Source organism: Paenibacillus montaniterrae, from assembly GCF_018403185.1.
GTDB classification, from domain to species: Bacteria; Bacillota; Bacilli; order Paenibacillales; family Paenibacillaceae; genus Pristimantibacillus; species Pristimantibacillus montaniterrae.
Genome location: NZ_BOSE01000002.1, coordinates 220,823 through 240,290, shown reverse-complemented (window position 1 = coordinate 240,290; position 19,468 = coordinate 220,823). Strand labels below are relative to the sequence as shown.

Here is a 19,468-nt window from a genome sequence, read left to right as displayed (position 1 = left end):
CTATATGAAATAGCGAAGCAAGTTGCAGAAGCAGGCTATCAGCTAAATGATGGTCTGCTTCTTTTTCGTTTTAAACTAGAGTTCCATGGGCTGAATAAGCAGTATGGCAGCCTGCCGTCGTAACTAACAGTCATGATTCCCAAGGTAATTCATACTATATTGATAAGCAATGCGATTAGATCTGACAATTTACATAAGGAGAAAAACGAGACATGGATGCTTACGATGTGCTGCGCTTGGCTTCAACCTCGGCAGAGCCGACAGTGCTGGCGACTATTGTCGGTGTGGAGGGGCATGCCTACCGCAAAACGGGGGCAATGATGCTGCTTACAGAAGGTGGAGCGACTATCGGCAGCTTGAGCCCAGGCTGTCTCGAAACTGATCTGCAGCTAAGAGTGTCTTCTTTACTCAAGAGCGGTGATTACGAAATCATTACCTATAATATGGTTCCCGAAGAGGATGCTGTCTGGGGAGATGCCATCGGCTGTGGCGGCAAGCTGCGTATTCTGCTTGAGCCGATTGCAGGGCTGTTGCGAGAGCTGTTAGGAACTGCGTACAGTTTGATTGAGAAAGGTGAAACGGTTCGTTTACTCCGCTACGGTTTTGGCGACGGCATGCGCTACGATTTGAAGTCGATTGACGGGTTGGCTAACATTCAAAACGGACACGAGGATGAAGAGCTTGTCTTTGAGCAAACGTTTTTGCCCAAGCCGCGTCTGCTGCTGTTCGGAGCAGGGCAGGATCTTGATCCACTGTATAGACTAGCAGGTCGTATCGGCTTCCGGATGGCAGTAGCGGATTGGCGAGAAGAGCTTGTAAATGCGGCGCGATTCCCTAACGCTGAGCTGGCGGTTGGATCGGCTGCGGACATTGTGGCTGCGCTTTGCATTCAATCTTCGGATTATGCTATCGTCTGCAGCCATCAGCTTCGCAAAGACCGGGAAATGTTAGAGCTGTTGCTGGCGATTGAGCCAATCTATCTTGGTGTGATCGGATCGCGCAAGCGAATCGCCCATCTGTTCGAAGGCTTGCCCAGGCCATCGTTCGTGCATGCGCCGGTCGGGCTGGCTATAGGGGGCGAAGGGCCTGAGGAGATCGCGGTTAGTATTGTGGCTGAGCTCATTGCTGTCCGCAGCCGCAGCTTGATCAGGAAAGGAGCGGATGGTGCATATGCGCTTGACAGGCATTTACTTGGCTGCCGGACAGAGCCGAAGGATGGGGAGACACAAGCTATCTTTGGAGCTTGCCGCAGGTAAGGCGCTTGGGTTGTTCGCTCTGGAGGCTATGCTCCACTGTCGGGAAATTGCTGAGATCGTCGCCGTCGTCCGGGAGGACGATGACCTGGCTTGGGCTTCCCAGACGCATGTACATGAATGGCGGGCGAAGCTGTGCATTGCTACGTATGCGGACGCCGATCAGGGAATGGCTTATTCGCTGCGCTATGGACTCGCGCAGGCGCTTAAGGGAGCAGCAAAAACGGATGCTGTGTTGGTTGTGCTGGCCGATCAGCCTTTTATAACGTCAGAACTGTTGGGGAGCTTGGCAGAAGAATTTGCGCGGGATCGTTCGCTCGACTATGTGGCCTGCAGTTGTAACGGTACTCCTCACCCGCCTGCTTTACTTAGTGCAGCGATGTTCCCTGCAGTAGAGTCACTGATTGGAGATGCGGGAGCACGCAAGCTTCTGACTGATGCGGCATGGCGCGGAAAGTTGGTCGATGTCAACTCAGCTGCTGTATTTGGCGATGTCGATACTCCAGACGATCTGTACAAGCTGCAGCGGCTGATGCAGGCACATTTAGTAAAGACTCCTGATGATCGAATAAATAAGTCGTATGATTAAAAGCCTGGCGCTGGAGAAGCACGACCTAAGCAGAAAAAATGCGGCAAATTGGATAATCAAATCGTAAAAACAAAGCAGTTTGGAGGGTTCAAGGTGGAAATAGTCGGAAAAAGTGTGCCGAGGAAGGAATCTCTCGACAAAGTAACGGGAGCCGCAACTTACACGGCAGACCGGATTGAACCGAGTATTCTTCATGCCAGGCTCGCGGTCAGCCCATATGCGCATGCGCGGATTGTCTCGCTTGATGCGAGCGCGGCCCAAAACGCGCCGGGTGTTCTCGCAGTTCTGACTGGCGATGCAAGCGAAGTGCTGGTCGGCGAGGAAATCCGCGACCGACCGATCCTTGCGCGAGATCGGGTACGCTATTACGGCGAGCCTGTCGCCGTTGTTGTCGCCGAAACCGAGGCCCAGGCCCAGTGGGCGGCCAATCTAGTCCAGGTCCAATACGAGCCATTGCCTGTTGTCAATTCTCCTGCGGAGGCTCTGCATCCAGATGCGCCAATTCTTCATGAAAGATTGAAAGAGTATGAAAAAAGCGAGGATGTCGTGTCGGTGCCTGGGACGAATATAGCCAGCATCGTTCACGTGATCAAAGGAGATATCGAACGAGGGTTGGCAGAGTGCGAGAAGATTGTAGAGAACACCGTATCGTTCGGACCATCTGATCATGCGGCGATGGAGACTCGCAGCGCAGTCGTACAAATTATGCCAGACGGGCGTGTCTTCATCGATACGTCGTCGCAGGCTCCATTTGCTGTTAAAAAGTATATGGCAAGGTATTTTGGCCTTGAACCGGGCAGGGTTATTGTACGCACATTATTCGTGGGCGGCGCCTACGGAGGGAAGTCATCGGTTCAGTTAGAACCAATCGTCTATTTAGCATCTCGTGCAGTTGGCGGGCGCAAGGTCAAGCTCGTTAACACGCGCGAACAGGACATTACGACATCGCCGGTACGTATTGGCCTGCAGGCGAAAGTCAAGCTGGGGAGCACGCATGACGGGAAAATTAAAGCAGTGCAAATCGTCTATCATTTTGATGGCGGAGCTTACAACGATAAGTCGAGTGCAATCGCGCTTTCAGCTGCTTCGGACTGCACGGGGCCTTACAGCGTAGAGAATCTGCACTGCGAGTGCTTGACGGTGTACACGAACCATGTATTTCCCGCAGCTTTTCGCGGATTTGGACACACCGAGATGACGTTCGCCATAGAGCGGGGGATCGATGCGTTGGCCGACGAGCTTGGTATGGACCCATGGGAGCTGCGCATGCGCAACGCTATCGTTCCGGGTGATACTACACCGACGCGCAATATGCTTAATTCCAGCAACCTGGGCGACCTCCGAACATGTCTGGAGCGGATGCGCGAGCTGTCCGGCTGGGAGGATTGGAAGGTACAGCAGCTTAACGACCACACCGTACGGGCCAAAGGCATCGCCTGCTTCTGGAAAAATTCCTCGTTCGCCTCCAATGCCGTATCCGGCGTCATTCTATTGTTTAATCAGGATGGAAGCGTCAATCTGGAGACGGGTGTCGTCGAGCTTGGTACTGGTTCAAAGACGGTGCTCGCTCAAATGGTGGCGGAACGGCTCCGCATGAGCGTCGACCGCGTACATGTCAAATTCAAGGTCAACACGTTGGACACACCTGAGCATTGGGAGACGGTTGCGAGCCGCAGTACGTTCTTTGCAGGGCGAGCTGCACTGAAGGCAGCAGATGATGCGAGCAAGCAATTAATTGCGATCGCTGCGACTGTGCTGCGCGCCGATCCTGACGATCTGGAGCTCGGTGACGAGAAAGTGTTTGTCAGGGCAGACCCGCGAGTTCAAATTCCATACAAGGACATTTGCTACGGCTACCGGTATCCGAACGGCAACTCGATCGGTGGACAGATCATTGGACGGGGCCACTTCATTCAGCGCTGGATGAGTCCGCTTGACCCGGCAACCGGCGAAGGGCAATTGGGACCGGAATGGAATGTTGGTGCTCAGGCGGTAGAAATCGAGATGGATACACGAGACTATTCGTACCGGATTGTCAAGGCAATCTCGGTCAATGATGCGGGCAAGGTACTGAATCCGAAAGGAGCGTTCGGGCAAGTTATGGGGGCGATGGCGATGGGACTCAGCTACGCCAGCCATGAAGGCTTTGATTATACCGATGAAGGCATACTCCTCAATACGACGCTGCGAACATACTCTGTGCTGCGTTATGGGGAGAATCCGGAATACATTGTCGAATTTATCGAAAGTCCGTGTCTGGATGCACCGTTCGGAGCCCGTTCCCTGGGAGAGTACGGTTTGATCTCGATCCCGGCAGCACTTGCAAGTGCTGTTTCGCGAGCTGCAGGAGTGCGGATGAACGTACTGCCGCTCTTCCCTGAGACAATCTGGAGAGCCAAGGATGGAGGCAGCGTATGATACCGTTCGATTTCAACTATTACCGACCAGCGACGATTGAGGAAGCAGTTGCCCTGTACATGAGGCTGGACCAAAAAGGGAAGTGGCCGCTCTACTGGTCGGGCGGCACGGAGATCGCTACCTTCGCCCGGCTGAATCAGATCTATACCGAAGCCGTTATCGATCTGAAGGGCATCCCGGAGTGCAGAGCACTCGCTGTGGAGGAGCAGGAAATGACATTGGGCTCTGCGCTTACGTTGTCGGAAATTCACGATTCGGAAATCTTTCCTTTGCTGGGGGCGACGGGAAGCGGTATTGCCGACCGCACATCAAGAAACAAAATAACACTTGGCGGAAACGTATGCAGCGAGCTGATCTATAAGGAAGCAATCCTTCCGCTGTTGCTTGCCGATAGCGATGTTATTGTCGCCGGCGTCTCAGGTGCTCGCCGATTGCCGATTGCCCAACTTTTTCAACGATCGATGCAGCTCGCTAAAGGCGAATTTCTCGTTCAATTCAAAGTGAATACGAGCTATCGGTTACGGCCATATACAAGTGTAAAGAAGCGGAAACAGTCTGCCATTGGCTACCCTATCATAACCGTGGCCACTCTCACAACTGAGTCAGGCAGCCGTTTCGCATTCAGCGGACTTTGCGACTTTCCTTTTCGTTCGGAAGAAATTGAAAAAATATTAAATCAGCACGAGCTTCCGGTGGGGGAGAGGATTCGTCAGGCTGAAGACCGTCTGCCTGCCCCGATCCGCAGCGATATGCTGGCGTCCGCTAACTACCGCCGGCTTGTCTGGCAGGTGACGCTTGAGGATTTACTTGCAAACATGGAAGCCTGAACTGCTAGAGCAGCTTGAGCATATACAAGCTTGAATGACACAAATGGTTAATGGAAGGGAACATTGGGGGAAATGAGGTTAGTGTGATGAAGCTTCGATTGAACGTGAACGGAGAAATAAGAAGTGCAGACGTTCGTCCGGCAGAGCTGTTGTTGGATGTGCTGCGGGAAAACCTCGGCCTCACTGGCGTCAAGCCCGGCTGTCGCCACGGTGATTGTGGGGCATGCACGGTCACGGTAGACGGCTTGCCAATGAAGTCGTGCTTGATGCTTGCCGTCGAGGCGGCGGACAAAACGGTGGAGACGATCGAAGGACTGCAAGATTCACCGGTACAGAGGGCGTTTGTAGAGAAATTTGCATTTCAATGCGGCTACTGCACGCCCGGCTTCATTATGAACAGCCACGCCCTTGCGCACCTACACCCCAAAGCCGACAAAGCTACGGTGCGCGAATGGCTGCAGTCGAATATCTGTCGCTGCACCAGCTATGAGGAAATCCAGGAAGCGGTTGAAGCCGTGCTGTCCAGTGGGCAACCGACGAGTCGGATGATGAACTAGAAGATAGAAGGTTAACCATGAAGAATGTCTTTGTTCGGAAGAGTTATTAGGGCGACACCTTAACTAAAAAAGAAGCAGGCTATCAGCTAAATGATGGTCTGCTTCTTTTTCGTTTTACCAATGTAAATGCAACATTTTCCAGTGCTGCATGCGTTTATACAAGTATCGAAACAATTTAGAACGGAGTGTGAAAATGAAAAGCAAACTAAACGTAAAGCTGGCGTTGTTGGCAGCTTCAACAGTCATACTAGCAGGTATGTGTGGATTTCTTTATGTGAAGAACTTGAGCAATCAAGAGGCTAAAGTAACCGAGAAAGTGGAAGAACCATTTAAGGAAGAAGAAAGGATTGCAAATGAGCTCGAAGGTATGGGAGAACTTGAAAAACTGGCCTCTATTTTGACCGAAACAAATAGCAATTTCGGCGGCATCTACATAAATGAAAAAGGAGAGAATGTATATTTATTGAAACATAAAGGATCTAATGATGAGAAGCTAATCAAAGAAATGAATCCTGAAGCCAAAATTGAGTATGTTAAATATAGCGCGGCTGAAATTAGGGAGTTTCAAGATCTATTAATGCAAAGAAGCGATTTGGGCGTGCAGTTGGTGTTTGCAGAAAACAACAGAATTGAACTGCTCATATCTGAAGAAATGTATGAAAAACATAAAGAGCAAATATTAGATGGGATCGACGAATCAATACTAACAGTCAGGTTTGGCACTTTTAAGGTAATTGATCAGTTTGGAGCTGCTTAAATAGCAGGACCAAGAAGAGGGCACGCTAGTAGAAAACGAGGAGTACAGCGTAGAACGTTGCTACGTGAGCACCCCAGTTTTCGCTAGCGCGCCATATTCGCCGCCGACTACGCTACAACGCAACACAACGTCATCAAAGTCCAGTTTAGAACCTAGCCGTTAAACTGCTGCCTCCGATACTGCTGCGGCGTAACACCATACTTTTCCTTGAACAGCTTAATAAAATACTGTGTTTTTTTGTAGCCGACCATTTGAGAAATATCTACTACATGCAGATTTGACTCGATTAAAAGTCGTGAAGCCTTCTCCAGCCGCTTCATGGAGATATAGGCGGACAAATTTTCTCCTGTTTCCTGCTTATACAGCTTGGATAAATAAACGGGGTGAAGATGGACATGCTCGCCCAACTCCTCCAAGCTTAATCCATCACCGAGATGGGCTTCGACATAATCGTGAATCATGCGAATCGTATGCTCATTGGATAGCTTTTTACATTTTTCATGCTGGCTCATAGCAGTCAAAATCTGTTGCAGCACTTCGTCTGGCTGTTGCAGCTCGTTAAATATCCAATCTATACTATTAAGCTCATAAAGCGCACTGTCGCTCTTGTACAGAGAGGCGATCAGCTCCATCAGGAATAGCAGCTTAAGCTTGTTATTGTCCAGCTGAGCATATCTTTTCATAATCGCTTTACGCAAGCCTTCCGATTCGAGCATGCTTGGCAGCTGTATTGTGTCCTGGATTGAGGCATAATCTGCAAAGCCCATATTCTCGTTATGAAAAAATAAATAAAATTGATGCCGAACGCGATTGGTATGTGAAAGCTGGAACTCATCGGAGAGCTTGATATTTGCGATGCGCTCGGCAATCGCTTTACAATCCTCATGTCGCACTAATCCAGCGAGCAGCTGGTCAGTGCGCCAAATAAAGCAGCTCAACCCACCGTTATAGTCACGAATGGTCGCTTCATCAATTTCTTTATAATCAGCGATCTTGAAGAAGCAGAAGGAGCTTGCGTCCAGTGAACCGGTACATTGCTCGAAAGCCATTTCTTTGGCTATTGTTTCACAAAGCAGGGATAGCAAGAAACCAAGTCCGTCGAATTGCTGCCAGTTTACAGCAGCTGCTTTCGGCATAGCCTCGATTGATTTTATCGCCTGTGCAATCGCCTTTTCCATATCCTCTTTATCGACCGGCTTAAGCAAATAATCCAAAATGCCGAGGCGAATTGCTTTTTGCGCATAGTCGAACTGTGAATAACCAGATAAAAAGATCACCTTTGTTTTCAGCTTTGACTGATGGATATGCTCGAGCAAATCAATGCCAGAAACCTCAGGCATCCGGATATCGGTTATTAAAATATCGATGCCATTATCATCAAGAATGTGCTTTGCTTCAATCGAGTTGGTGCTCGTTAGCACATGCTCGATTCCAAAGCTTCTCCAATCAAGCAAATGCTTAAGATATTCGACTACATATTGTCCATCATCCACGATTAACAGCTTCATCCTGTTGCCCTCCTTCTGACTGCAATGCAATGAAAACCTCTACGGTTAAGCCGCCCCATTCATTATTGCTAAAGCGGATGCAGCTGCCCTTGCTGTACATATTTTTAAGGCGCTGATTGACGTTCCACAAGCCGATTCCTCGTGAGCCCTCGCTGGCAGTCGAATAATTAATTCTGCCCTCCAGCAGGCTAAGCTGCTGCGGCTCAAGCCCTTTGCCATCATCGGCAACGGTGATTAAAATACCCGCCTCAACGCGCTTTACATCAATCGTCACACGATGCGCGCCTTGCCGTTCTTCAATCCCGTGTTGAATCGCATTTTCTACGATTGGCTGGATCATTAGCGGCTTGATCATGAAGCTTTCCAGCTCAGGCGGCAGCTTAATCTGATATGTAAGCTGCTTGCTAAGCGCCATTATCGCCAAATAATGCTCGGCCAGCTTAAGCTCGGTTTGCAGCGTAACTTCGTCCTTATCCAGCTTCGTCATATAGCGATAATATTGCGCGAGATGCTTGCTCATTTGCACAACGGCATCAGGCGAGGTTTTGGCTACGGTCGTAATAAAGAACAGACTGTTGTATAAAAAATGCGGGTTAATTTGCGCCTGCAATTGCTTCAATTCTGCATTGTGGCGCAGCTCCGTCTCAATTTTTAGCGAGGCGAACAGCCCTTGAATTTTCGCGACCATGCCGTTAAAGCTATTGAATAAATTCGAAAACTCATTTTTTGTTTTATGGGTAATGCGCGTGCCGTAGTTACCCTCTTCGACATGATGAAACTTTTTTTGCAGCAAATGAACGTTGCGGTAAAAATTGCGGTAAAACATATAAATTACGTACAGACCCAAAATGACAATTGCCGCGATGCTAACAACGAATAGCTGGCGATTTTGCTCAAGCGGCTGCAATACATCGCTTGCTCGCGTATAGGAAACCAGATATGAATCGATGAGCGGAATATATTTGGCGAGTATATAGTAGTCGCCCGATCGCGCATGATAATCAAATTTTAATATATCGGTCTCGCTGTTTTCCGCTACATTTTGCTCCACAAGCTCTGCTATTTTTTCATGAACCTTTTGGTTGCTCCATAGCTGCTCCTTGTTCACCCAAAGGTATGCATTGGAGTTTTCACCATTGGTCGCATTAAGCAGCACGTTTTTCATATAGTCTGTTTTCAACTGAACGCCGACAATGTACTCCGGCACACTGCTTTCTCCGGCTTGCTGAATATAAGGATAAACGGCAAAGTAATAAAGCGATTGATCGATAACCTGCCAGCCGCGCTCATTGACGGCCTGAAAGATCGATTTAGTCGCTGCATCGTTCGAGGTTGTAATATAAGTCCCGTCGCCCTTCCAGTAAATGCCGATTGAATTGACGGCTTGACTGGAAATGAGCACATCCTCCAGGCGATCATGAATATTGTTCTTTTTCATTTGATAATTGTAGTTGTCAAGCTCCAGTATTTGATTTTTATAAATGCGCACATCATGATCGGCAGCGAATTGGGTGCCGTATAAGCTGGCTTCTGCAATAATGCCTTCAATGATACTGTTCGTATATTGGACTTGCCCTTTCGAAGCATTGATCAGGCTTTGTTCAACGGTATTGGAGCTAAGCTTATTCATCACATAGAACAAGCTCAACGTAATAAGGAGGAAGAAGCTGAAAAAATAAATGAACCGCTTCATCGTAACATTTCTTATCACAATAACACCCTCGCTTTCAGGGAATATCAACTGGTTGGATGCTTCATTCTATCATAAAACGAAAATAATAAAAGAAGAAGCAATAGCAGCCAAAAAAATGTAAGCGATAACAAAGTAGTTTAGATTGTGGCTATGAGATTAATTTTGAGGCATTCCGAAGAGAAAGCGCTTTCTGATAAGATGAATTTGTAAAAGCAAGCCGCACAACAACTAGGGAGTGTCTGAGCAGGTATTCAGATACGTACTTGATAGGAGGGAGTTACCATCGATTACGTCGTAGGTGCAACTACAGAAAAAGAGAAAAAAAGAAAGAAGCAGTCCGGTAAGCACAGGAGACAGCCTAAGCAGCCCTGGAGCAAAGAAATTAAAAAAAATTGGCCATTGTATTTGCTATGTATCCCGTCCCTCGTATTTGTCCTTATTTTTGCATATGGTCCGATGGTCGGTTTAGTTATGGCGTTTCAAGACTATAAGCCATGGCTAGGTTTAACAGGTTCAACATGGATAGGATTGGATAACTTCGAACGGATTTTTCAATATGAAGGAGCCACTCAAGCGATTGTTAATACGTTGATTATTGCGGTATCGAAAATCGTGGTCGGAATCATTGTACCGATTGTGATGGCGATTTTACTTAGCGAGGTACGCAACATCGGCATTAAAAAAAGCGTACAGACACTTGTTTATTTGCCGCATTTTCTGTCCTGGGTTACGGTGGCCGGCATGATGATTGATATTTTAGGTCTCGATGGCGGCATCAACCATATTTTGACCAGTTTGTTTGGCACAGAGCCAATCTATTTCCTTGGAGATCCATCAACGTTCAGAGCAACAATCGTCATTAGTGATCTGTGGAAAAATTTTGGCTTCGGCATGATTGTCTATTTGGCGACTATTGCAGGCATTGACCCCTCCTACTATGAAGCGGCTGAAATTGATGGAGCTACACGCCGTCAGCAGATTTGGCATGTGACGCTGCCTTGCATGCTGCCGATGATTATCGTAATTGCAACCCTTAATTTGGGCAGTATTCTCGATGCGGGCTTTGATCAAATTTTCAACTTGTACAATCCGCTCGTTTACAGCACCGGAGATATTATTGATACTTATGTGTATCGTTCATCGCTGTTAAATGGTCAGTATGGATTCGGTACAGCTGTTGGTTTGTTTAAATCGGTGGTCAGCTTAATCTTGATTGTGATCGCGTATCGGCTTGCCTACAAATTAGCTAATTACAGAATCTTTTAGGAGGGCGGAGTCGAATGTATCATAAAACAAAAGGCTATAAAATATTTTCGGTTTTCAACTATATCATTTTAATTTTGGCTGCGTTATCCTGTTTTTTGCCGCTGCTGCATTTGCTGGCACAGTCCTTCAGCAGCAAGGCCGCGATTACAGGCAATCTTGTATCGTTCTGGCCGGTTGGGTTTAATACGAATGCGTATGCGACAACCTTTAACAACGCGAACTTTACCGGCTCGATGCTCATCTCGGTCGTGCGTACTGTGCTGGGTACTTTGTTAAGCATGACAATTTTAACGACTGCCGCTTATGCGCTGTCGAAGGATTTTCGCGGACGCAACGGCTTGATGTGGATTTTCGTGTTTACGATGCTGTTTAACGGCGGTTTGATTCCATCTTATATTTTGGTAACGAGTCTCGGGTTGAAAGGCACGCTGTGGGCATTAATTTTGCCCGGGGCATTCGGAGCCTATAATCTCATATTGCTGATGAATTTCTTCCGTACTATTCCGAAGGCGCTTGAGGAAGCGGCATTTATCGACGGAGCTTCCTTCTTCGTCATCTTTAGAAGCATTTACTTGCCGCTATCGCTGCCAGGCCTGGCGACCGTCTCTTTATTTATTATGGTTGGCCACTGGAATTCATGGTTCGATGGGTTGCTCTATATGTCAGATCCGGCAGATTATCCGCTAGCTTCCTTCCTGCAAACAGTCGTCGTGCAGACTAACGCGCAAAGTATGGCGATGAGCCAGTCGGAGGTTGCAGCAATGGCAGAGCAAAGCGTAAAGGCAGCACAAATATTTATTAGTACGCTGCCTATCATTCTTGTCTATCCATTTTTGCAGCGTTATTTCGTCAAAGGGATTGTGCTGGGAGCGGTGAAGGAGTAAGCTTTAGCTTCTCACAGCTATAATCGATAAAGATTTCTACGATATATTTACAGAAAAGGGGTAAGGTTATGAAAAAAGCAAGTAATATTGCGTTGGCAGCCGTACTAATGGCTGGTTTGTTGGCAGGTTGCGGAGGCAAGGGCGGCAATGAAGCCGATCAGGGAACGAGCAGCACATTAGTTAACGGCAAGTATGACCCGCCTGTTACGATTACAATCGGCAAGCAGCAGGATGAAAATGCCGGAAAATACTTTGAAGGAGAAAGTTTGAACGACAATGTCTTGACGCGCTGGGGAGTAGAAAATCTCGGCATTAAAATTGAAACGACGCTGCTCGGCGGCGACGCGGCGCAATATAACAACAAGCTGCGTTTGGCGTTGACTGGCTCTGAGCAGCTGCCAAATGTAATACCTGTATACGACACGATGCTGATGAATGATTTGATTCAATCTGGCCGCGTAAAAGAAATTACGGAAGATATTAAAAATTATATGCCAGACCGCTTGAAGGAAATTTATAAGCAATATCCGTCTACATTTAATCCGGTTATTCATGAAGGCAAGGTTTACGGTATGGCGATTTCTCCGGTTCTTACTGAGGGGCAGGTTATGCTGATCCGTCAAGACTGGCTTGACAATTTAGGGCTGCAAGCACCAACAACAATTGAAGAATTCGAGCAAGTTATCGCTGCGTTTACGAATGATGATCCAGACGGCAACAACAAAAAAGACACATATGGCTTTACCTTCTCAGGGAAGGATTCATATAACACGGGCTGGGTAAGCGATCCGGTTATGATCTTCAGCGCATATACCGGCAAGCATATTCCAAGCAGCTGGCAGCTGGATGAGGAAAGCGGCAAGCTGGTTTATGGCTCAGTAGATGAAGGCAATAAGGAAGCGCTGGCGACGCTGCGAGATTGGTATTCGAAGGGCTATTTGAACAAGGAACTGGCAACGCAAGGCGCATGGGATGCGATTGCTGATTTTGCAGAAGGCAAGGCAGGCATTATTGTAGGCCGTCCTTGGCTGTATGACAGTGTTGCAGCGGTTGAGACGAATATTGCTGGCGCAAAAATTAGCGCATATCCGACGATTGATGGTGTAACTGGCGACAGAACGTATCAATCTGCCCAGCTTAACGATGGCGTATTTATGTTCAGCAAAGATTTTAACAACATGGAAGCCTTCTTCTTGTATTACGACAAGCTCTATGACGCTGCTTTCGGCACCGGCGATTTCCAATACGGTTATGCGCAAGGCTATGACTACGATATCGTAAATGACGAGGTCGTATTTGATCCGAAAAAATTCAATAAGCCGATGGATTCGCTGCAAATGGTAGGCAAGATGGCCTTTACGAAAAATACGCCTGCTATAGGCGATGCTGGTAAAAACTTTTATGATTTGGCGCAAGGAGTAGAGCCGAATACCGGGCCGCTAATGGCTGCGAATGCGGCGAAAGAAACAGCAAAAGCAGGCTTTGTCATTTCCTACGAAAACCGTGAAACACTGCTGCCTACGCTCTTTAACGGTCCTCCAACCAAAACGATGCAGAGCAACTGGGAGCAGCTGACTACGATGGAGAAAGAGACGTATACGAAAATTATTTATGGCAATGAGCCGCTTGAAGCATTTGATCAATTCGTTAAACAATGGCATGAAAAAGGCGGAGATCAAATTACGGAAGAAGTTAACGAATGGTATAGCAATGCTAGTAAAGTTGATGTTATGTCCAGCATGGGATTGAACTAATACGCTAGAGATGATAGCAAGAGGTGTCTCCTCGGGGCCGCCTCTTCGCATTTTTAAGGAGATGGGATGATGGGAACTTATGCATTGCCTGCTCACGCCTTCCGTGCTATAGCGGATGGCCGTCTGGATTTACAGGAAGAGAATAGTTTTCGCCTGCAGACACCTGCCCATGGCGGCACTGCCGTTATGGAGGTGGCGGATGAGCAGCAGAAGGCGTGGACGGATTATCATTATGTCACCGCCGATATCTATCATGAAGCGCATGATGTGCTCGTTGTATTGTTTTCTTTTACTGACGATAAAGGGCGGACGATTACCGTTCACTTTGGCGTGCTGCCGCAAGTGGAGACTCGTTTATGCTTGCCATTGGCCGCACTGAACGGGGAAAAGCTGTTTCTGGATCGCTATCCCGGCGTTATGCAATCTGTTCTGCGTGGTGACGCCTTTGTTGACAGGGCTTCCATTAAGCAGTTTGCCGTAGCGACAGTTCCTTCTATAACAGCACGAAGCTTCGAGATTTCAAAGCTTGCTTTAAGCGAATCTATTCCATCCTTTAATTATGCTTATACCCCCTATGTTGATCAGCTTGGGCAGCTCTCCTGGAAAAGCTGGGAAGGAAAGCTGCGAGATCGAGAGGAGCTTGCTGCGGCCTTACATGATGAATGGGAGGAGCTGCAGCAGGGAAATCAGGCGCTGGACAATTGGAGTCAATACGGTGGCTGGAAATCGCTGCGCTTTGCCGCGACAGGCTATTTCCGCACACATTTTGATGGCGACAGATGGTGGTTTGTCGATCCCGACGGATATGCTCTGTTTAGCACAGGAATGGACTGCATTCATCCAGCTGGCGCGATGCGTGTCGATGGTATGGAGCATTTGACGCCGCCGCTTCCTGAGCGGGAAGGTGAATTTGCTGATGCCTGGGTCGGTGAAGGGTATAGCTTCGGTGTTGCCAATCTCATCTCTGCTTTTGGAGCCAATTGGAGAAGCAAATGGAAGGAGCTTACCGAGCAGCGCTTGAAGGTATGGGGAATCAATACAATCGGCAACTGGTCGGACATGGAATTTATTCGGGAATCAACATTGCCTTATGTTTATCCATTGAGCGATTTTCCGTCAACACAATATAAAATTTTCAGAGATTTTCCCGATGTGTTCAGCAAAGAATATGAGGAGCAAGCAACAAGGTTTGCCGAGCAGCTGCTTCCATTGAAGGACGATCGGCGCTTGATCGGCTACTTTTTGCGGAATGAGCCTCACTGGGCATTTGTCGACGGGCTTAATTTGACTGAGCAGCTGCTGCGCTCAGCTCATCGCTTTGAAAGCAAAACTGTCTTTGTAAAGTGGCTGAGTGAAAAATATGGAGCAGTTGATCAGTGGAATGCTGCTTGGGACAGCAGCTTTATGGCTTTTGATGATTTGTATGATGCCAAGCTGGCGGCAGCATATTTAGATAGCGGCAGTTGTCCCGATGATTTCTCTACGTTTAATCGAATAATGATCCGCCGTTATGTTGAATTACCGTCACGCGCTTGCAAGCTGGCAGATCCTCATCATCTTAATTTGGGAATGAGATATGCCTGGGTGAGCAGCGAAGAGGTGCTTGAGGGCTGTGAGGCGTTTGATGTATTTTCGATTAACTGCTACGACATGGCGCCAAGTCGTGAGCAAATTAAAATCATTAGCGAGCGTTTGAACAAGCCGCTAATGATTGGAGAATTCCATTTTGGCGCGGCTGATGTCGGCATGCTGGCTTATGGCATACGCGCTGTGGAAACTCAAGCAGATCGGGGCTTGGCTTATCAATATTATGTAGAGCAGGCCGCTTCTATTCCAGAGCTCATTGGCGTTCATTATTTTCAACTGAATGATCAGCCAGTGTTAGGCCGCTTTGATGGTGAAAATTATCAGATTGGCGTAGTGGATGGATGTCAGCAGCCTTACCGCCCATTTACCGAGGCCATGGCAAGAACGCATGCGCGGATGTATGAGGTGCGTACGGGCAAGACAGCACCGCTGCAGCATTGTCCTAAAGAAATTCCAAGGACAGGATTTTAAGTGCGAAAGCTATAAGGATTGTGAGCAAAAATGAAGGAGTGGAAGGACAATGAACACAACGCTAACACAGTTTTTACCGGGGCAGCTATGGCCGGATAATCGGGGTCAGCATATTAGCGCGCATGGCGGTGGAATATTGCAGCATGAAGGTCGCTTTTACTGGTACGGAGAGGATAATTCTAAAGGATACTTGAATCATGTCGGAGTAAGCTGCTATTCGTCTGCAGATTTATACAACTGGCAATACGAAGGTACGGTGCTTAAGCAAGAGCATATGCCTGAAGAGCTGCAAGGTCGTCATGAAGGACGAATTGAACGGCCAAAGGTGATCTATAATGCAAAGACGAAGAAATTTGTGATGTGGATGCATGCTGAGCGGCAAGGCTATGCCTTTTCTAGCGCTGGTGTAGCGGTTAGCGACAGTCCGACAGGCCCGTTTGAATTTTTGTTTTTTGATCGGCCTGTTTTGTTTGAGCCTGAGAATGGATACGATCAGCATACAAATGAGCGAGAGCTGGGCAATTCCTTTCGTGATATGCATCTGTTCGTCGATGACGAGGACAGCAATGGTGACGGGGTAAACGATGCATATGTAATTTACGCTTCCGAAGGAAACTGGACCTTGTATATCGTGCGTCTTAATGCGGATTATACCTGGATCGATCTGCCCGCGGACGAGAAGCGGGTACGTCCGCAATGCAAGGCAGAGCATCTTGGTCAAGTATGGTCTCGTCAGTTTGTGCGCAAGATGCGGGAAGCGCCAACGCCTTTTAAATTCCGCGATAAATATTATATGATCACATCAGGTTGTACGGGCTGGAAGCCGAATCAGGCTGAATACGCAGTTGCTGATCATCCGCTGGGTGAATACGTCGTAAAGGGCGATCCATGTATGGACGACGTGGAACAAACCACCTTTCGTTCACAAAGCACATTTGTTTTGCCGATAGACGAGGAAAAAGGCAAATTTATTTATATGGGTGACCGTTGGACTCCTGATGAGCTTGGGAAATCTCCACATGTATGGCTGCCTCTAACCATTGATCAAAATGGAAGCGTATCAATTTCTTGGCTTGACAGTTGGTCAATTGCAGATTTTAATCAATAGTAGACCGTAAAGAGGAGGCTATGATGTAATGAGCAATATTATTGTCGAGCAGCGGGCTGATCCATGGGTTTATTTGCATCATGATGGCTACTATTATTTTACCGGATCAGTCCCTCAATACGACTGTATTGAATTGCGCAGAGCAAAGGCTCTTGAGCAATTGCAGGAAGCTGAAGCTGTAACGATTTGGCATAAGCATGAAAGCGGGCCGATGGGCGGATATATATGGGCGCCAGAAATCCATTATATCGACGGAAAATGGTACATCTATTTTGCATCGGGACGTGCCGATGCGAATTTTGCCCAACGTATTTACGTTTTGGAAAATGAAGCTGAAAATCCTTTGCAAGGCAACTGGCTTGAGAAGGGCCAGGTTACAACGAATTGGGAATCCTTCACACTCGATGCGACTACGTTTGTCGTAGCTGGAAAGCGCTATCTTGTTTGGGCGCAGGAGGATCCGGCAATGGGCAGAGGAACCAATTTGTATATTGCTGAAATGAGCAATCCGTGGACGATTAAAGGCAAGCAAGTGATGATCGCTGCACCAGATCAAGCTTGGGAAAGAATTGGTCACCACGTCGTTGAAGGGCCTGCCGTATTGCTGCGCAATAACAGCGTATTTATTACGTATTCCGGAAGCGCAACCGATCATAATTATGCGATGGGAATGCTAGTAGCAGAAGATTCAAGTGATTTGCTGGATGCCCGTTCCTGGCGCAAGGTAGAGGGGCCTGTCTTCAGCACAAATGAGCAAACCAAGCAGTATGGTCCCGGACATAATAGCTTTACAACGTCCCCGGATGGCAAGCAAGATATACTGATCTATCATGCTCGCTCCTATAAAGAAATCGAAGGAGAGCCACTGTTCGATCCAAACCGCCATGCAAGAGCGCAAGCGTTCACTTGGAAGCAGGATGGCATGCCTGATTTCGGTTATCCAGGAATGGTTGAATGTATGTAAACAGCCTTATCGTCGATTTACAAGGACTATGGCTAAAAACATAAAAATGCAATTTTCTTCGTCATCCCTCATAGACATCAAAAAAAGACATCCTTTCTGATCGTTTGCAGAAGGATGTCTTTTTTTGGTCTAAATGGGATACCCAAAGAAAAAGCTATATTTTATGTCGAAGATGCTCGTCTGCAAACATAAACGTACCGACCTATTAATAATGTATAGTAACAGCATTAATTAATACATCGAATGCTGAGAGCTAAAATAAAGGAGCGAAAGGATTATGCCGACAGAAGATCAGAATTTTCAGCCTCAACAAGAAGCTGGCCCGACCGGTCCAACAGGTCCAAGAGGACCTATTGGTCCAAGAGGACAACAGGGAAGGAAGGGAGCAACTGGTCCAATAGGACCAACAGGTCCAACCGGAGCAGGAACGACAGGTCCGACAGGTCCGACCGGTGCAACTGGTCCAACAGGGATAGGAGCGACAGGTCCGACGGGTTCTAAAGGGGATCAAGGTCCGACCGGTCCGAAAGGAGAGACGGGTCCGAAAGGGGATCAGGGGCCGATCGGTCCGACAGGAGAGACGGGTCCGAAAGGGGTTGCGGGTGCAGACTCGGTAAAGCCCACGATTTATGATTATTCTGATATAACAACAAGCGGCGGTTCTCCTTATACAATATTTGACCAAAGCTTGAGTGGGCTCACAACGGGGGAGTATTACGAATTCAGTATCTATTCCAACTTGGAGTATTCTGGAACATACCAGTACCCGTATGTTCTAAAATTGCAGATATCCTGGGGAGAAGGGGGCAGTGAAACTACAACTGTTAATTACCAATTAGGTACAGTTGGAGTGCCCCCCTATGATCATTTCCTATTTACTTTCACTAAAACCTTTCAGGCTTTGAGTAATCCTTCTATAAAATTGACCGTACTAGCTATTGAGGGTGATGGTGAAATGCAAGTGTCGTTTTACCAAATTTCATTGAAGATCACACCATGCAACAAATCCTGATAGAGGTTCATTAACTTCACCTCCTTGGCTAACGCTGAGAGACCAATAAATATAAAGGAGAAAGATGTTATGTCAAACGAAGAACAAAAAGTTCTGGACTTGCAGGAAGTCGGTCCAACTGGACCGACGGGGCCGACAGGCCCGATGGGAATGTCAGGCTACCAGGGACAGAATGGAGCTAATGGTCCAACGGGTCCAATGGGTCCAACTGGAGCAGGAGAAGCAGGTCCGACCGGTCCGGCCGGTGCAACTGGTCCAGCAGGGGCAGGGGCGACAGGCCCGACAGGTTCGCAAGGGGATCAGGGTCCACATGGTCCGACCGGAGATGCGGGTCCGCAAGGGGATCAGGGTCCGACCGGTCCGCAAGGAGCGACGGGTCCGCAAGGGGATGCAGGCTCGGTAAAGCCTATGATTTACGAATATGCTGATAAAATATCGTTGCAAGGCGGTGGTCATACAATATTTAACCAAAGCTTGAGTGGGCTCACAGCAGGGGAATATTACGAATTCAGTATTTATTCTAACTTGGAGTATTCTGGATCACCCCAAATCTTAACGCTAACACTGCAGATATCCTGGGGAGAAGGGGGCAGTGAGACTACAACTGTTAATTACCCGTTTTTAACATATGCGGCCTCTAATAACTATAATTACCCATTTACTTTCACTCAAAACTTTCAGGCTTCGAGTAATCCTTCTGTAGAAGTGGCCGTACTGGATATTGACAATAGTTTGGTAGTGTCGTTTTACCAAATTTCATTGAAGATCACGCCATGCAGCTCATTAACTTCATAACACTGTCGGGATCAGAGTTGAAACA

Annotated in this window: 16 protein-coding genes; 14 read left to right on the top strand and 2 right to left on the bottom strand. The window is 47.7% G+C overall.

Annotated elements, in window-relative coordinates:
- The first annotated feature begins 212 nt into the window (after positions 1–212).
- The 6 genes from KJS52_RS06920 to KJS52_RS06895 all read left to right on the top strand — a co-directional run bounded on the left by KJS52_RS06920 (position 213) and on the right by KJS52_RS06895 (position 6,401).
- Complete coding sequence (locus KJS52_RS06920; RefSeq protein ID WP_213514023.1) at positions 213–1,256, top strand: XdhC family protein; 1,044 nt, start codon at positions 213–215, stop codon at positions 1,254–1,256.
- The gene (locus KJS52_RS06915; RefSeq protein WP_213514022.1) at positions 1,216–1,842 is read left to right on the top strand and encodes a nucleotidyltransferase family protein; all 627 of its coding nucleotides are present in this window, start codon (positions 1,216–1,218) and stop codon (positions 1,840–1,842) included. Before KJS52_RS06920 ends, KJS52_RS06915 begins: the two co-directional genes overlap by 41 nt.
- 48 nt (positions 1,843–1,890) lie before the next feature.
- Entirely contained in the window at positions 1,891–4,260 is a 2,370-nt protein-coding gene (locus tag KJS52_RS06910) for a xanthine dehydrogenase family protein molybdopterin-binding subunit (protein ID WP_246563264.1), read from the top strand.
- Positions 4,257–5,087: an FAD binding domain-containing protein gene (locus KJS52_RS06905; RefSeq protein WP_213514021.1), complete on the top strand. Its 831-nt coding sequence runs from the start codon at positions 4,257–4,259 to the stop codon at positions 5,085–5,087. Before KJS52_RS06910 ends, KJS52_RS06905 begins: the two co-directional genes overlap by 4 nt.
- A gap of 86 nt (positions 5,088–5,173) precedes the next feature.
- Positions 5,174–5,644, top strand: a complete 471-nt coding sequence (locus tag KJS52_RS06900; RefSeq protein WP_213514020.1) for a (2Fe-2S)-binding protein — start codon at positions 5,174–5,176, stop codon at positions 5,642–5,644.
- A 193-nt stretch (positions 5,645–5,837) separates the two neighbouring features.
- Positions 5,838–6,401, top strand: a complete 564-nt coding sequence (locus KJS52_RS06895; protein ID WP_213514019.1) for a hypothetical protein — start codon at positions 5,838–5,840, stop codon at positions 6,399–6,401.
- A 152-nt stretch (positions 6,402–6,553) separates the two neighbouring features.
- Here the strand turns inward: KJS52_RS06895 and KJS52_RS06890 are convergent, their stop codons facing one another.
- Positions 6,554–7,909 (bottom strand): response regulator, encoded by a 1,356-nt coding sequence (locus tag KJS52_RS06890; protein ID WP_213514018.1) that lies wholly within the window; start codon positions 7,907–7,909, stop codon positions 6,554–6,556.
- Entirely contained in the window at positions 7,887–9,620 is a 1,734-nt protein-coding gene (locus tag KJS52_RS06885) for a sensor histidine kinase (protein ID WP_213514017.1), read from the bottom strand. Before KJS52_RS06885 ends, KJS52_RS06890 begins: the two co-directional genes overlap by 23 nt.
- A gap of 438 nt (positions 9,621–10,058) precedes the next feature.
- Between KJS52_RS06885 and KJS52_RS06880 the strand changes: the two genes are divergently transcribed.
- The 8 genes from KJS52_RS06880 to KJS52_RS06845 all read left to right on the top strand — a co-directional run bounded on the left by KJS52_RS06880 (position 10,059) and on the right by KJS52_RS06845 (position 19,443).
- The gene (locus KJS52_RS06880) at positions 10,059–10,868 is read left to right on the top strand and encodes an ABC transporter permease (RefSeq protein WP_246563262.1); all 810 of its coding nucleotides are present in this window, start codon (positions 10,059–10,061) and stop codon (positions 10,866–10,868) included.
- Between the two features lie 14 nt (positions 10,869–10,882).
- Positions 10,883–11,752 carry a carbohydrate ABC transporter permease gene (locus KJS52_RS06875; protein ID WP_213514016.1) on the top strand — a complete coding sequence of 290 codons (870 nt, stop codon included), beginning with the start codon at positions 10,883–10,885 and terminating at the stop codon, positions 11,750–11,752.
- A gap of 68 nt (positions 11,753–11,820) precedes the next feature.
- On the top strand, positions 11,821–13,506 hold the full coding sequence (locus KJS52_RS06870) for a type 2 periplasmic-binding domain-containing protein (RefSeq protein ID WP_213514015.1): 1,686 nt from the start codon (positions 11,821–11,823) through the stop codon (positions 13,504–13,506).
- A 69-nt stretch (positions 13,507–13,575) separates the two neighbouring features.
- Positions 13,576–15,564, top strand: coding sequence for a hypothetical protein (locus KJS52_RS06865; protein WP_213514014.1), 1,989 nt, complete (start codon positions 13,576–13,578; stop codon positions 15,562–15,564).
- 49 nt (positions 15,565–15,613) lie between these two features.
- Positions 15,614–16,672, top strand: coding sequence for a glycoside hydrolase family 43 protein (locus KJS52_RS06860; RefSeq protein WP_213514013.1), 1,059 nt, complete (start codon positions 15,614–15,616; stop codon positions 16,670–16,672).
- A 28-nt stretch (positions 16,673–16,700) separates the two neighbouring features.
- The gene (locus KJS52_RS06855; protein WP_213514012.1) at positions 16,701–17,636 is read left to right on the top strand and encodes a glycoside hydrolase family 43 protein; all 936 of its coding nucleotides are present in this window, start codon (positions 16,701–16,703) and stop codon (positions 17,634–17,636) included.
- A gap of 277 nt (positions 17,637–17,913) precedes the next feature.
- The gene (locus tag KJS52_RS27665; protein ID WP_281425566.1) at positions 17,914–18,648 is read left to right on the top strand and encodes a hypothetical protein; all 735 of its coding nucleotides are present in this window, start codon (positions 17,914–17,916) and stop codon (positions 18,646–18,648) included.
- 69 nt (positions 18,649–18,717) lie between these two features.
- Positions 18,718–19,443 (top strand): hypothetical protein, encoded by a 726-nt coding sequence (locus tag KJS52_RS06845; protein WP_213514011.1) that lies wholly within the window; start codon positions 18,718–18,720, stop codon positions 19,441–19,443.
- Positions 19,444–19,468: the final 25 nt, after the last annotated feature.

What these genes read in the sequence shown, in the direction of transcription:
- KJS52_RS06920 (WP_213514023.1), top strand. Translation starts at nt 213, where the DNA reads ATGGATGCTTACGATGTGCTGCGCTTGGCTTCAACCTCGGCAGAGCCG.
- KJS52_RS06915 (WP_213514022.1), top strand. Translation starts at nt 1,216, where the DNA reads ATGGGGAGACACAAGCTATCTTTGGAGCTTGCCGCAGGTAAGGCGCTT.
- KJS52_RS06905 (WP_213514021.1), top strand. Translation starts at nt 4,257, where the DNA reads ATGATACCGTTCGATTTCAACTATTACCGACCAGCGACGATTGAGGAA.
- KJS52_RS06900 (WP_213514020.1), top strand. Translation starts at nt 5,174, where the DNA reads ATGAAGCTTCGATTGAACGTGAACGGAGAAATAAGAAGTGCAGACGTT.
- KJS52_RS06895 (WP_213514019.1), top strand. Translation starts at nt 5,838, where the DNA reads ATGAAAAGCAAACTAAACGTAAAGCTGGCGTTGTTGGCAGCTTCAACA.
- KJS52_RS06890 (WP_213514018.1), bottom strand. Translation starts at nt 7,909, where the DNA reads ATGAAGCTGTTAATCGTGGATGATGGACAATATGTAGTCGAATATCTT.
- KJS52_RS06880 (WP_246563262.1), top strand. Translation starts at nt 10,059, where the DNA reads ATGGTCGGTTTAGTTATGGCGTTTCAAGACTATAAGCCATGGCTAGGT.
- KJS52_RS06875 (WP_213514016.1), top strand. Translation starts at nt 10,883, where the DNA reads ATGTATCATAAAACAAAAGGCTATAAAATATTTTCGGTTTTCAACTAT.
- KJS52_RS06870 (WP_213514015.1), top strand. Translation starts at nt 11,821, where the DNA reads ATGAAAAAAGCAAGTAATATTGCGTTGGCAGCCGTACTAATGGCTGGT.
- KJS52_RS06865 (WP_213514014.1), top strand. Translation starts at nt 13,576, where the DNA reads ATGGGAACTTATGCATTGCCTGCTCACGCCTTCCGTGCTATAGCGGAT.
- KJS52_RS06860 (WP_213514013.1), top strand. Translation starts at nt 15,614, where the DNA reads ATGAACACAACGCTAACACAGTTTTTACCGGGGCAGCTATGGCCGGAT.
- KJS52_RS06855 (WP_213514012.1), top strand. Translation starts at nt 16,701, where the DNA reads ATGAGCAATATTATTGTCGAGCAGCGGGCTGATCCATGGGTTTATTTG.
- KJS52_RS27665 (WP_281425566.1), top strand. Translation starts at nt 17,914, where the DNA reads ATGCCGACAGAAGATCAGAATTTTCAGCCTCAACAAGAAGCTGGCCCG.
- KJS52_RS06845 (WP_213514011.1), top strand. Translation starts at nt 18,718, where the DNA reads ATGTCAAACGAAGAACAAAAAGTTCTGGACTTGCAGGAAGTCGGTCCA.